Consider the following 12,949-nt stretch of genomic DNA (forward strand, 5'->3'; position numbering starts at 1 on the left):
AAATTTGCGCCGCCGCAGGAGGTAAGAAGCATGAATTTGCTCGACAAATCATCACAATTCCACCAACTGAAACAAATGATCACGCGGTTTATGATGACTTATAAATTTGCATTAGACGAAATGGAGACCAAGATTGAAATTCTGAAAGAGGAATTTCAAATGCTCCATGATTATAACCCAATTGAACATACCAAATCCCGGTTGAAGTCGCCGGAAAGCATAATGAATAAGCTGATGCGCAAAAACTTGGTTATTTCGATGCCTAGCATTAAAGAGAACATCCGGGACATCGCAGGACTACGCATTACATGCTCGTTTATCTCGGACATCTATCTCATTCGGGATATGCTCAAGGGCCAATCCGATTTGAAGATTCTTGAGATGAAGGATTACATCAAGAATCCGAAACCAAATGGCTATCAGAGCATGCATATGCTGATCGAGGTGCCTGTCTTTTTGTCCGACCGTGTAGAGCAGGTTTGTATTGAAGTACAGATTCGGACGATAGCGATGGATTTCTGGGCGAGCCTGGAGCATAAAATTTTCTACAAATACAACGAGGCTGTGCCGGATCGACTTGTGCAGGAGCTGAAGGCTGCTGCAGACTCTGTAACGGCTCTGGACCGCCAGATGGAACGGCTGCAGCAGGAGATGAGCGAAATCAAGGAAGGGAATTTGCAGGAGGCCGAGGAACAGTTCAGGCTCTTGCAAATTGACGACCAAAAGTTCCCCATTCCGTTAGCACTGCTCGAGATGATCGGGGATAAGTCGGGAACAGACTAGGAGAATAAAGGTTGAAGCTGACATTAAATACTTATCCATTTCGTTTAGAGCTGGGTTATGAGTTAGGCTTTGGGCCAGAGGCCTATGAAAAGATGGCGGAGGTTATTCAAGCCTTTCATGAACCATCCATGGACATTCTTTTCGCCTATACGAATTGGGACAGGGATAAAGATCCGCATAAGGATGATCTCATTCAGGATTCTGCTCTAAATTTTCATGCGGACATCATTGATGATCGGGATCAGAAGATTAGTCAAAAAGTAAAGGAAGTGCTGCTTCAGCACTATGCTCCTGAGCGTGACCCGAAGGCTAATCAGTCTGTAATGGATCAGCTATTAGCTTACTTTAGACAGGTTCCTATAGAGGAATTAAATGAAGAGCTGCTGCACAAGATTGGGTCTGTTGTACACAAGGAGCAGGGGAACTACACGCTGGAGGATCAGGATCCAACGACACAAGCCTTCGTGAATAGCCGATTGGTGGCTGCCAATTCGGTCTGGCTGCTGCCTTATGACCGCCCTGTTTATTTGAAAAACATCTTGTGGTATCGGGCCAATACACAAGAAGAGATTGTGCAGTCCTTCGAGCTGACCGACTGGTGGTTTACCTGTGCACTAGTTAATCCGGATACACAAGTGGAGGATTACAGTTATTTCCTTAACTTTACCGAAGAGCACGAGGAAGAAAGCGACGGTATGGTGCTTACCATTTCCACTCCTAATCCGCAGGCATTCAAGGATACCATTATTCCAAGACTTGTAGAGCTTCTTGGAGAAAACCTTGAAATTATGGAGTGAGACAGCTAACGAATCTATATCACGCTCATCATAACGCTATTCTCAGGATAAGCCCATTATGTTACCGCCAAATAGCCAAATAGTGATACCAGCATTCGTTAGAATCGTGAAGCTGCTTTTTTTCGCCGAATAAGCATCTAAGGGTTCGTTAGCGTGATAATAATAAAGGCTGTCCCAATCAGCATTAGGGACAGCCTTTCCTTCTGCAGAGCATCTCCTTACGTGAGCTGCTCTCTTTTCTTATATCGCATAACGATTATGCAAAGTCTCTGTCATCTCGCGGATTTGCTCGGCGGAAGGCAGAATGAGACTTGATTCGGCAGTAATGCCAGCACTAAGCTTGGCATCCGCAATCACTTGCTTCACGGCATCCGCGAAGACATGTGCCGCCTCCGAGCCAAGTCCAGCGAGCTCCTCGAGGCTTGCCGTACTATTTTCCACTACGAGTGGGTAAAGTTCTGGATCAGCACCTGCTGCTGCCTGATTATAGAACGAACGGACAAGGCGGGCGCGCTCCACCCCTGAGCCTTCCGCTACAATAAACGCTTGAACAACAATGGCCTGAGCCTGCCGCCGCTGAGCGATACCACAAAACTTATATCCTCCGATGCTCAAATCGAAATCGCCGGGGCAGTATGCACCAGTGATCTCACCCTTGTCCACCGACTTGCCGGATCCTTGCAGGGCTAATCGAATCAGCTCATACATCTGCTCGAAGTTATCATGAAAGTGGAAATCCATTGCATTGCTTTTTGGTAAAATAAGCGACAGATTAACGACGCCTGTATCAAGCGGCACGGCTGCTCCGCCGGAATTACGGACAGCGGTTGCCCAACCCGCTGTCTCTAGCAGGTTACGCGCAGCCCCTGCACCTGGCAAACGGCTGTCGCGCAGCCCCATAATGAAAGCGCGCGGATGGCGCCACACATGGCAGACAGCTGGTCCACCGCGTCCCGTGTTTCTGCATAGCAGCTCGTCCAAGGCAAATGCATACAGTGGATCTTCCTCCGAGAAGTCATTCATCCGATCCAGCAGGACAAGACTTCGCTCCCCAAGCTGCTCAATTGCACTCCATTTCATGGCGGTTAACCTTCCTCTCTATTTAAGCTCCAATATTCCCATCATACTGATCCCATCCCGCCGTGACAAGGCATACGAGCTGCAGACATATATCCGCCGCTGCCTGCCGGGTATAGCCTGTACGGAACGAATATTCTATGAATATACTGCTCATGAAGCCAGAAATGATGATATCTCGGAGAGTGATGAAATAGTGAGCAACATGAAATATATATTAGAAATGCTGCCACCTCGCCAGGTTAATAATAAATTGTTTATCGGCCCTTATACGATGGGCACTCCAATCGTATTATCTTGGACGGAAAATACGATTGCGACGATCGGCAGGTTTTGTTCCGTGTCGAACACGGCGACGATTTTTTTGGGAGGCAACCATCATTACGAATGGGTGTCGACGTTCCCATTTACCGCTTATATGACACAGTACTTAACGGAGGGTGCCAAGACCAACGGCAATGTCACGATCGGTAATGATGTCTGGATCGGGCATTACGCAACGATCTTGTCCGGGGTAACCATTGGTCATGGGGCTATTGTAGGGACACATGCGCTGGTGACGAAGGATGTACCTCCTTATGCCATTGTTGGCGGTAACCCTGCGCGCGTTATAAAGTACCGTTTTCCGCCTGATGTTATTGAGAGACTGATGCAGGTGAAGTGGTGGGATTGGGAGACACATCAGATTGAAGCGGCCGTTCCACTTCTTCAACAGGAGAATCTGAAGCCTTTCTTCCGTTATTGCACGAGGCTTGGGAAGGGATAGTTTGGGAAAGAGCAACCCTGGGTCAATGTCATTAAGATAGAAACTTATCTTAATGACATTGACCCGGGGGATGCTCTTTTTTACGCCTTATATGGTCATTGCTATAAACCCTATAAAAATGGCATTTACACCCTCTGTAAGTTCCTGTAAAATCCAAGGCGACGACGAATTTTGACAGCGGTTACAACATAGACGAATATCAACAGTTCCAAAGAAAGAAGAGGGGTTGAGCAAAATGACAGATTCTCCCCAGTACGCCAGGGAATATGAGCCGTTCACAGCAGAGCAGACCTTGCTCCAAGTAGAGGGCTTGAAGCGTACATTTGGCCGCGGTACCGGCGCTGCAGTTGTCCTGCAGGGCGTTAATCTATCGATTGCGCGGGGGCGGCTTGTCGCCTTGAAGGGACGTTCGGGCTCTGGTAAAACAACACTTCTGAATTTACTAGGGGCACTCGACTTACCGACAGAAGGGACCGTGAACTTTGACGGCCAGGTATTAAGCGGGCTGTCAGACAAAGCACGTGGAGATATTCGCAGAACGCAGATGGGGCTAATATTCCAATCCTTTGCGTTATTTCCGCTCATGTCCGCTTATGAGAACGTGGAGTTTGCGATGCGGATCGCAGGTGTACCTGCTTCCGCAAGGAAGGAAGCAGCTTTGCAAGCACTCGACTATGTCGGGCTTAAGCCGAGGATGCATCACCGTCCGTTCGAGATGTCCGGCGGCGAGCAGCAGCGTACAGCCATTGCCCGGGCAATTGCGCATAAGCCAAAGCTGCTGCTTGCCGATGAGCCAACCGCGGAGCTCGACAGCCGGACAGGCCTACATATTTTAAGCGTGCTGCGTAATTTGGTGCGGGAAGAGGGAATGACGGTCGTCATGACGACACATGACCCTGCCATTATGGAAATTGTGGATGAAGTCTATGAATTGGAGGATGGGACCATTGTTGAAGCTGCGAAACTATAGTTTGGCGATGTCACTGCTTGTTAGCTTGTCCTTACTTGCAGGATGCTCACTTATTCCTAACGAGGAGGAACCGCTTAAGCCGCCGCTGGTGAAGCCTGCGGAGCAGAATTATTCAACGGATGAAGTGAAGACGGGAGATATCCGCCGTGAAGTAAGAGGCTCTGGTATCTTCGAATCGACGAACAGCGAGCTCGCTCAGTTCAAATCCCAAGGCGGCAGGCTGAAGAAGCTGTATGTTTCGTCCGGGGATGAAGTGAAAAAGGGCGATCTGCTTGCTGAACTGGTTGTTGATGGACTTGATGTACAACTGCTGGAGCAGAAGCTGGGGGTAGAGCGCGCCGGCTATGCGGTGAAGCAGGCCAAGCAGGGCGGCAGCGAAGAGGAAAGGCATATGGCCGAGCTGCAGCTGGAGATTGAGAAGCTGAAGCTTGCGAAGCTGGAGCAGACCGATGAGCAGAGTAAGCTGAGGGCAACCATGAACGGTCAGGTTGTCTTTGTAGAAGAGCTTGCAGAGGGTGATTTTGTTCAGCCCTATCAGACGCTTGTAAGAGTAGCTGATCCAACGAAGCTGCGATTTGCTTACCGTTCTTCCGATGCAGGCAGTATTGGTGAAGTAGATGTAGGAATGAGTGCTGTTATTACAGCAGGTAATGATTATGAGTCGACCGGCAAAGTCGTACAGACCCCTGCATCGGCTCCTGTGACGACTGATGCAGATTTGAAATCAAGATATGCCAGCACCTTATATGCGACAGTGGACAAACTCCCCGAGGGAGTGGAGATAGGCTCGAGCGCGAATGTATCTATTGTATTAGTAGAGCACAAGAACGCCGTTCTTATACCGAAAAGTGGATTGCGCTCGTATCTGGGACGTACGTTCGTCCGGGTACTTGAGGGGAAAGCATTACGGGAAGTCGATGTCGAGGTTGGTATTCAATCATCGACAGAAGTGGAAATTTTACGCGGGCTGAAGGAAGGCCAAACGATCGTTCTGAACTAATTCAATTTATATTTTTTGCAGAGTGGAGGCTTACCCGTGGCTTTATTGTCCATGATTGTGCGTAAAATGACGCAAAACAAATGGCTGGAGCTCAGCTTGCTGATCGGACTTGTCATTACGGTTGGCTTGGTCTCCAGCATTCCGACTTATACCGAAGCCATTCTGTCCCGTATGCTGGTGAAGGAGCTGGAAAACTCGAAGCTAAGCTCCTACCCGGGCACGATGAATATGAGATTTACTTATATCGGGGTCAATAATGCAGAGCAGCGTATCAGGCAGATGCAGACGAATGAGCGGTTTATGAATAATAAAGTACTTCCGCTCTATCCGGTTGCCCTGCTAGAGAAAACAATGGATATGACGACTTCCTCTTTTGATCTAAGTTCAGAGCTTCCACCTCCGCCGGATGAGAAGAAGAAAGTGTACCGGACCAGTCTGGTTGCCGTGAATGGGCTGGAGGAGCATATTAAGCTGATTGACGGACGGATGCCGGCAAACGAGCCGGTGGATGGGGTCTATGAGGTGCTTGTTACGGAAAAAGGATTAAACAACCTGCATACCGTACTGGATTCCACGTTTGTTTTTGAAGATCTGAATAAAACCGCTGTACGCGTGAAGCCGGTTGGTGTCATCACGAAGAAGGAAGATGATGATCTCTTCTTCCTATCGCCGGATTTGGGGTCGTTTACCAACTCCCTCGTGCTGAACAGCGACGTGCTTCAGAAGGAGTTTATTCAGACACATCGCCTTCTAGTGAATTCGAATGCCTGGCATCTCGTGCCGAAGTATGAGGACTTTGAGCTTAACAATATTGATCAGTATTTACAGGCTGCTGCGCTGCTGAAGGCACAAGTGAAAACAAGCTATCATTACACGCTTGAAGCGCAGTATGTGGATGTCATTGAGCGATACTTCAAGAGCTCGGAAAATTTGCGCATTCTGATGTGGTCACTTAACGTGCCAGTACTGGCTATGCTTGGCTTGTATGTCTTTATGGTATCGAACCTAATCACGAATCGGCAAAAGAATGAGATCGCTGTTCTGCGGAGCCGCGGAGCTGCCCGTTGGCAGATCATGCTCTCCTATTTGGTGGAATATGTTCTTCTTGGCGCGATAGCTGTTGCTGCGGGACCTCCGCTTGGGTTGTTCTTGACGAAGGTGCTTGGTTCCTCGAATGGATTCATGTCCTTCGTTCAACGTTCCGGGGTCCGCGTCCATCTGAATAGTGAAGTATATCTCTATGCAGCAGCTGCAGCAGTTATTGCCCTGATCGTTATGCTTGTACCGGTTATCTTTGCGACAAGAACAACGATTGTTGGACATAAGCAGCAAATGGCTAGAATGCAGCAGACGCCGTTTTGGCATAAGCTGTTCCTTGATGTTATTGCCCTTGCTGTTTCTTTGTACGGCCTACGGGTATTCCGTGAACGGATGAAGACGCTGCAGACCCTTGGGCTTGATAATGATGCGCTGCATATTGATCCTTTGCAATTTGCGGTACCCGCTTTATTTATTCTTGGTGCGGGTATGCTGCTTCTGCGTGTTTATCCTTATTTCTTAAGACTAGTCTACTGGATCGGACGCAAATGGTGGCCGCCTTCCATGTACGCGACACTTATTCAAGTTGGACGCTCGAGCGCAGGCTACCAGTTCTTAATGGTGTTCCTGATGATGACGATTGCAACGGGGATGTTCAGCGCGAGTGCCGCTCGTACGATTAACCATAATGCGGATGACCGTATTCGTTATGCGAATGGTGCGGACGTCGTGCTTCAGGCCAATTGGCCGAACGATAAGCCGCCGGAGGTACCAGGAGGAGCACCGCAGCAAGGTGCAGGTGTAACGCTCACTGCTCCTGTCATTCATTACTCAGAGCCGCCGTTTGATCCATACACCAAGCTGGCAGGTGTAGAGAGTACGGCAAAGGTATATATTCGTAATGATGCCTCATACAGCACGGAAAAAGGTTCCGGCGAGGTGAAGCTCATGGGGATCGACTCCGATGAATTCGGAGAGACGTCCTGGTTCCGTGATGACCTGCTCGATTATCCGTATTATGATTATTTGAACTTAATGGCAGCCGCGCAGAATGCGGTGCTGATCTCGAAGACGCTGGCAGATCAGGAGGAACTGAAGCCCGGAGATACGATCTGGGTCGGGTGGGAAAATATCGACATGCAGCCATTTGTTGTTTATGGCATTGTTGATTATTTCCCTGGCTTTAATCCGAACCCTCGGGATGCCGAGGCACCAGCGCCGAAGCTTATTGTGGCCAGCCGCTTACAAATTCAGACCTATCTGTCTCTGGAGCCTTATCAGGTGTGGTTGAAGATGAAGCCAGGTGCGAGCATCAATTCACTGTACCGGGATATTGAAGATAAGAATCTAGGAATAGTAGATATCAAAGATACAAGGAGCGAGCTGAATACCGCGAAGTCGGATCCGTTCCTGATGGCCGTCAACGGGACATTAACCCTTGGTTTTATTATTTCGCTTGTGATTAGCTTTGCGGGCTTCCTGCTCTACTGGACGCTAATTCTTCGTGGCAGAATGCTGCAGAACGGCATTATGCGGGCGATGGGTTTATCGCTTCGTCAATTAATCGGGATGCTTACTGTTGAGCAGGCTCTTACATCCGGAGCAGCGATTGTGATCGGTCTGGTGACGGGGCTTACGACGAGCCGGCTGTTTGTTCCTTTATTCCAGAATGCCTTTGATGCACAGAAGCTGGTGCCGCCGTTCCGCGTCATGGTGGATCCAATCGATTCGATTCGCATTTATATCTTTGTAGGATCGACCATTCTAATCGGGCTCATTATTCTTGGCTATATGCTCTCGCGTCTCAAAATTCATCAGGCGATTAAGCTGGGGGAGGATTAACCGTTGATACAATGCGAAGGATTGGTCAAAATCTACAAGGCAAACGAGCTGGAAGTATTCGCGCTGCAAGGGCTTGACCTCCATGTGGAGGCTGGTGAGCTGATGGCGATTATCGGCAACAGCGGGAGCGGTAAATCCACCCTGCTTAATATGCTGGGCGGGCTCGACCGCCCGACAGCAGGCAGCCTGTATGTGGATGGCAAGGATCTGATGAAGTTTAAGGAGAAGGACTTTGTTAGGTACAAAAGGGAGAGTGTAGGCTTCGTCTGGCAAAATAACGCCCGGAACCTAATTCCTTATCTTACGGCTCAGCAAAATGTGGAGCTGCCGATTCTGCTGAACGGCCGCCGCAAGCAGCAGCGGGCGCGGGAACTGCTGGAGGCGGTGGGTCTCTCCTACCGCGCTCATCATAAGCTGCAGCAGCTGTCCGGAGGAGAGCAGCAGCGGGTAGCTATTGCTATTGCACTGGCTAATCATCCACGCTTACTGCTTGCCGACGAACCAACCGGTTCGGTTGATACGAAGATGGCCGCTCAAATATTGGAGTTGTTCCGTAAGCTGAACCAGGAGCTTGGCCTTACGGTCGTAATCGTAACGCATGACCCGGAACTCGCCCGCAAGGTTGATCGAGTCGTATCTATTCGGGATGGCAAGATCTCTTCCGAGATGCTGCGCCGCAAATCCTATTTGGAGGAGCTGGCAGAGCTGACGGAAGGCGAGAGCGAGAAGGAATCCCATGTGGAATATGCGGTATTAGACAAAGCAGGCCGCCTCCAAGTGCCTGCAGGCTATTTGGAAGCGGCCGGGTTTAAGGATCATCGTAAAGCGAGGGTGGAGATCGAGAACGGCAGAATTATGCTGTCTCCTCCTGAAGAAGGCTAATGAAGCGGGATACGAATTTCAACACAAGTCCCTGAGCCAAGCTTACTGCTGTACTGAATGTTTCCTTTATGATGCTGAATAATTTGTTGACTAATCATCAAGCCGAGGCCATTGCCCTCGGCTTTTCTTGTGAAGAAAGGCTCGCCGAGACGGGCCAGATCATCCTCAGGAATCCCAATTCCTTGATCGGTTATCCGAATGAGGATCATATTTTCCGTTTCACGGACCAGCTCGAGGGATAATTCTCCTCCGTCAGGCATCGCTTCCATACCGTTCTTCATCACATTGACGAGCACCTGCTTAAGCTGATTGGATTCGCATCTCAGCGGAGGAACGCCAGGTTCCAGGCAGGTCTTCATTTGAATGTTATGAATATTCGCTTCCGAATCGAGCAGTACGACGATCTCATTCATAATAGAGTACAGATCAACTTCCTTATAACGATCGGCCTGCGGCTTTGCAAAGACGAGAAACTCACTGACAATCAGGTTAATGCGGTCGAGCTCAGAGAGCATAATATTCAAGTAAGACTTGTCCAGCTTACCGTCCTTCTGAAGCAGTTGAACGAAGCCGCGCAGTGTAGTAAGCGGGTTGCGGACCTCGTGGGCTACGCCCGCTGCAAGCTGCCCAACAACCGACAGCTTCTCGGAACGTCGCAAATACTCTTCGGTCCGTTTGCGCTCGGCAATATCACGGATAATGGATGCATAGGCAATGATTTGGCCTTGTTCATCACGGATACCTGACAACGTTATACTGACTTCAACAGGTAAGAAACACTTATCATACAGTACGATTTCGTAATCTGTAACTTGTCCCCCATTCAAGATCATGTTGCCTTTTTCTATCAGATCCAGTAGAAGCTCTGGTGTGAACATCTCCAGTTTTTGACCAAAGGCCTCCTCTTGCGTCCAACCGAACATAGACTCGAAAGCTTTATTGCTATCTATGGTTCTGCCTTCAAGGTCCACCACATGAATAGCATCAGAGGTGTTATTGACGAAAGATTCCAGATATTGCTTCGTATGGCGGAGCTCCTTGGCTGTTGCAGTGAGCTGCGTCTGATAGTTATGCAAATTATGACTCATTGCATTGACCTGCGAGGCGAGTTTACCAAATTCATTATTGCCTTCAATCGGAATTTGTTCTCCGAAATTACCCCGCGAAATGTCATTCACCCGGTTGAGAATGAGCTGCAGCGTTCGTATCATAAATCCTGCAACAAATGAGCTGGCAGCAAGGGTTACAATGATTAATCCAAGTGAGATTAATGCCTGGATCAGAAGCTGATGGAACAGCGGCTTACTTATAGCGTCATAATCAAAGTTCACGACGATAACGGACTTGCTGGCGCCGGACATCGGGATAAAGCTTTTCATTACCTTATGATCATGAATCTTTGACTTGATTGTGATAATCTCTCCGGTCTGATCAGCTTTCATGAGATTCGTGTAATCATGCTCGTCTACATAGTTGTAATACCCGAATATGATGCTTTGGTCATCTAGTTTAAACGGAGGAATCGTTTCATTTAAGGCAATAACCTGAGGGTCATGATAAAAGGCAGGATCAAAACCGGAGAGCTCCAGAATAGACGGATCATCTTCGATAATTTGCTGCGCAATAGCATCGCTGCTCTTCAAGTTCTCAAGATCAAAGAAAGCACCAGCATGAACAATCGGATTAATAATATAGTTGCTCTTGTCATCGTAATAGAAGCCAAGCTTGTTCACATCATTAAGATCGGACGGGATGATCGTTATTGGAGGTGACCAGAAATGATTCAGCTTCTGACCTTGAGAGATGATGACCTGGCGTAAATCAAACAGCTGACTAAAAGCGGTATACCAGTATCCCAGCGCTTTCGAGCTTGCTCCAATAACCTTGGGATTGGACGACTTCTGTACGGTAATGTCATTACCCGCCTTTGCCTTCGCCCATAACGTGATGTGATCAACGCCAAGCTCCTGGCTCAATTGTACGAGCTGTTCTGCACTTATTTTATTAATGTCGGGATCAAGCTTCGCTTGTGCTTCTATGGCTGCAATTCGGATTTTATCTCCAAGGGAATCTTCAATAAGCTGCTTCGATTTCTGCGCGGAATCTAGTGTCTCGCCAATCTGCTTAGCAATGCCGATCATTTGCTGCTCAGCATCCTTCTTGAGCTGAGATGAGGTCGTGAAGTAATAAATCGATAGATTTAAACTTAAAATGACGATAACCGTCATTGATATGAACCATGCAAGCTTGGTCTTGATAGACAAAACGGTATTCCTCCTGAGAGTTTTGCTCAGCTATAGTAGTTTTTTAATACGGAATCTAGTATATCGCAGTTAGGTAAGCAGGAACATAGCGGATTGTGTCGAATGAATCGACATTATCTTGAATACTCAAAAAATGGAAGATTATGTTATGCGAGCGTATATGTGGTATTCGTTAATCATGGTGTTATTGAACCTCATCGACCTGAACGGGGATGGCAGCAAGGAATTAATGACGATGGAGGCATGCCCCGGAATATCGATGGATGTGTACAGAATGGAAGGAGGCCGCATCGAATTTACGAATCTTAATGAAGCCGTTGGCGGGGCTAAAAGTATTGCTTTTAACAAAGACAGCGGGTCGTTCGAAGCGGGATGGACAGCTGATCGAATCGAGCGGTATCGCTATAGTCCAGATGGCAATACACTGCTGCCGGAAGGCAGGTATAACAAAGGAGCAGGCTTCGCCATGAAGCTGCTCCTTTATTGCTTATTTAGTGCTCTCTGCGGCGAATGACCAGTGCTGCACCACCAAGAATGATCAATGCAATTGCAAGGAATGGACGGAATGTCTCCACATGATTGAGGAACGAACCAAGCGAGAATACGGCGAAGAAAAGCAGACCGAGGACAACAAGAATATTAATTGGAATTAGGAGCCATTTGTTCCGATTGCCGAACCAATAGAACTCGAATAGACCAGCTGCCACCGCGATAATATAACCTGGCCACATGTACACCCAGTTATCAAACAGCATGGCGATCTGTGAAGTTATGCCTGCAACCAGCAGGATACCGCCGGGGATCAGGACACCAATACCTTTTCGACCTGTTACAGAAAAATACAGCCAGTGGAAAAATAATCCCAGCGGGATAACGAATAAGCTTGGCCAGAAGTACCCAAATAGATTGCCTGGACCGAAGGTGGTTCCTTTATTCAACAGTAAGTATGCACCAAGTAGAATTAAAACAGGACCAAAAATGGACCTTTTATTCATTGCGCTCATCTCCTTTAGGTACAGCATATCATGGCGATTTTGAGAAGTCCTCATTCTATAGGTCACAACTGGAACCCGACTAAAGTCCAGTGTTGTAAAAAATAAGTCGTTTTAGTCATAATCTCTCTATTTCCGACATTTTACACCTCTTGTTAAGTTCTATGAAAGCGCTACAATTAGGATATAAGTTAATAGGAGGTGAGCAAGATGAGCCAAGAAGAAGAAGTAGTTCAAGCTGCGGAAGAATCCGTAGAAGAAGTGGCAGCAGCAGAAGAAGCTGCTGAAGAAATTGCTGAAGAAGTTGTAGCAGCTGCTGAAGAAGAAGCAGTTGAAGCGGCTGAAGAAGAAGCGGCGGTAGCTGAGGAAGAAGCTGCTGTTTCTGATGAAGAAGAGGTTGATGCTGAAGAAGCATCCTCTGACGAAGCAGAAGAACAATGATTACGGTCATTTTACAAATAAACTTTTAACTAGATGATCCCCTTCGCTTGCGAGGGGGATTATTTCATTTTTAAGGATTTATACGTTTTAGCAGGAA

General features: G+C 47.9%; 12 protein-coding genes. 9 read left to right on the top strand and 3 right to left on the bottom strand.

Translation table 11 applies throughout. The features are described from left to right. Window positions 1-30: 30 nt before the first annotated feature. Together AC0YNT_RS09650 and AC0YNT_RS09655 are read left to right on the top strand one after the other, a co-directional pair. Window positions 31-783 carry a GTP pyrophosphokinase gene (locus AC0YNT_RS09650; RefSeq protein WP_475804382.1) on the top strand — a complete coding sequence of 251 codons (753 nt, stop codon included), beginning with the start codon at window positions 31-33 and terminating at the stop codon, window positions 781-783. Window positions 784-794: 11 nt separating this feature from the next. Beyond that, the gene (locus AC0YNT_RS09655) at window positions 795-1,580 is read left to right on the top strand and encodes a hypothetical protein (protein ID WP_475804383.1); all 786 of its coding nucleotides are present in this window, start codon (window positions 795-797) and stop codon (window positions 1,578-1,580) included. A gap of 240 nt (window positions 1,581-1,820) precedes the next feature. Here the strand turns inward: AC0YNT_RS09655 and AC0YNT_RS09660 are convergent, their stop codons facing one another. After that, window positions 1,821-2,660 carry a lipoate--protein ligase family protein gene (locus tag AC0YNT_RS09660; protein ID WP_475804384.1) on the bottom strand — a complete coding sequence of 280 codons (840 nt, stop codon included), beginning with the start codon at window positions 2,658-2,660 and terminating at the stop codon, window positions 1,821-1,823. 202 nt (window positions 2,661-2,862) lie between these two features. Between AC0YNT_RS09660 and AC0YNT_RS09665 the strand changes: the two genes are divergently transcribed. From AC0YNT_RS09665 to AC0YNT_RS09685, 5 genes are all read left to right on the top strand, one after another. Then, window positions 2,863-3,423: a CatB-related O-acetyltransferase gene (locus tag AC0YNT_RS09665; protein ID WP_475804554.1), complete on the top strand. Its 561-nt coding sequence runs from the start codon at window positions 2,863-2,865 to the stop codon at window positions 3,421-3,423. 235 nt (window positions 3,424-3,658) lie between these two features. Beyond that, window positions 3,659-4,393 carry an ABC transporter ATP-binding protein gene (locus AC0YNT_RS09670; protein WP_475804385.1) on the top strand — a complete coding sequence of 245 codons (735 nt, stop codon included), beginning with the start codon at window positions 3,659-3,661 and terminating at the stop codon, window positions 4,391-4,393. Further along, window positions 4,371-5,393 (top strand): efflux RND transporter periplasmic adaptor subunit, encoded by a 1,023-nt coding sequence (locus AC0YNT_RS09675; protein ID WP_475804386.1) that lies wholly within the window; start codon window positions 4,371-4,373, stop codon window positions 5,391-5,393. The genes AC0YNT_RS09670 and AC0YNT_RS09675 overlap by 23 nt, the downstream gene beginning before the upstream one ends. A gap of 36 nt (window positions 5,394-5,429) precedes the next feature. Then, window positions 5,430-8,273, top strand: a complete 2,844-nt coding sequence (locus AC0YNT_RS09680; protein WP_475804387.1) for an ABC transporter permease — start codon at window positions 5,430-5,432, stop codon at window positions 8,271-8,273. Window positions 8,274-8,276: 3 nt separating this feature from the next. Continuing rightward, entirely contained in the window at window positions 8,277-9,155 is an 879-nt protein-coding gene (locus AC0YNT_RS09685; RefSeq protein WP_475804388.1) for an ABC transporter ATP-binding protein, read from the top strand. Here AC0YNT_RS09685 and AC0YNT_RS09690 read toward each other — a convergent pair. Continuing rightward, a complete protein-coding gene (locus tag AC0YNT_RS09690; RefSeq protein WP_475804389.1) occupies window positions 9,152-11,419 on the bottom strand; it encodes an ATP-binding protein in 2,268 nt (755 codons plus the stop codon). The two genes, AC0YNT_RS09685 and AC0YNT_RS09690, sit on opposite strands and share 4 nt — an antisense overlap. Window positions 11,420-11,567: 148 nt before the next feature. Between AC0YNT_RS09690 and AC0YNT_RS09695 the strand changes: the two genes are divergently transcribed. Next, window positions 11,568-11,933: a hypothetical protein gene (locus AC0YNT_RS09695; protein ID WP_475804390.1), complete on the top strand. Its 366-nt coding sequence runs from the start codon at window positions 11,568-11,570 to the stop codon at window positions 11,931-11,933. On the opposite strand, the gene AC0YNT_RS09700 is transcribed toward AC0YNT_RS09695, so the two are convergent. Next, the gene (locus AC0YNT_RS09700) at window positions 11,911-12,414 is read right to left on the bottom strand and encodes a hypothetical protein (protein WP_441895795.1); all 504 of its coding nucleotides are present in this window, start codon (window positions 12,412-12,414) and stop codon (window positions 11,911-11,913) included. The two genes, AC0YNT_RS09695 and AC0YNT_RS09700, sit on opposite strands and share 23 nt — an antisense overlap. 207 nt (window positions 12,415-12,621) lie before the next feature. Here AC0YNT_RS09700 and AC0YNT_RS09705 point away from each other — a divergent pair, with 207 nt between their 5' ends. Then, a complete protein-coding gene (locus AC0YNT_RS09705) occupies window positions 12,622-12,852 on the top strand; it encodes a hypothetical protein (protein ID WP_167281093.1) in 231 nt (76 codons plus the stop codon). The last annotated feature ends 97 nt before the right edge of the window (window positions 12,853-12,949 follow it).

This window comes from Paenibacillus sp. J22R56, assembly GCF_056269375.1.